The organism is Parendozoicomonas verongulae, assembly GCF_009711465.1.
Lineage (GTDB): Bacteria > Pseudomonadota > Gammaproteobacteria > Pseudomonadales > Endozoicomonadaceae > Sansalvadorimonas > Sansalvadorimonas verongulae.
In genome coordinates this window covers 1-607 of the sequence record NZ_SMME01000348.1, presented here as the reverse complement: position 1 = coordinate 607, position 607 = coordinate 1, and the positions used below count along the sequence as shown (strand labels likewise).

The 607-nt window shown below is 46.1% G+C and carries 1 protein-coding gene; it reads left to right on the top strand.

All coding sequences use genetic code 11. The features are described 5' to 3' along the window. Positions 1-96: 96 nt before the first annotated feature. Positions 97-525 carry an IS200/IS605 family transposase gene (gene tnpA / locus E1189_RS00655; RefSeq protein WP_155158207.1) on the top strand — a complete coding sequence of 143 codons (429 nt, stop codon included), beginning with the start codon at positions 97-99 and terminating at the stop codon, positions 523-525. The last annotated feature ends 82 nt before the right edge of the window (positions 526-607 follow it).

Here is a 607-nt window from a genome sequence, read left to right as displayed (position 1 = left end):
TTTATTGGTCTCTCTCAAGGTTAAAACCACCGGCTTTAGCCGGTCAGCTTTAGCTGTGATAGTTTATCGCGGTTCACTCGGTGTAGAAGGGCTGCGATGGAGTACAGGTACGGTAGTCACACAGTTTTCAGGATTAACTACCATTTCGTGTTTGTCACGAAATATCGGTATCAGGTTCTCAAGGGAGATGTTGGATACCGTGCAAGAGAGCTGATCAGGCAAACGTGTCACGCTTTTGAGATAGAGATTCTGAAAGGGGTTGTCAGTAAGGATCATGTGCATTTGCTGGTGTCTGCTCCACCGAATATGGCACCGAGTGAAATCATGCGTCGGATAAAAGGGAGAACCTCGTCGAAGCTTTTCGAAAGTTTTCCTGATTTGAAGAAGCGCTATTGGGGTCGCCATTTTTGGGCGCGAGGTTATTTCTGCGTAACGTCAGGTAACGTGACAGATGAAATGATTAAGGAATATCTCGAGCATCATTTTGAACCCAAAGATGATGATAACTTTAGGACTGAAGGTTGACTCCAACAACGCGTCTTTGACGCGTATCCGGACTTTCAGTCCTTCAAGCTAACCCACCGACTTCAGTCGGTGGTTGTTCAGT

Coding starts and splice junctions, on each gene's coding strand:
- tnpA (WP_155158207.1), top strand. CDS start 97: ATGGAGTACAGGTACGGTAGTCACACAGTTTTCAGGATTAACTACCAT.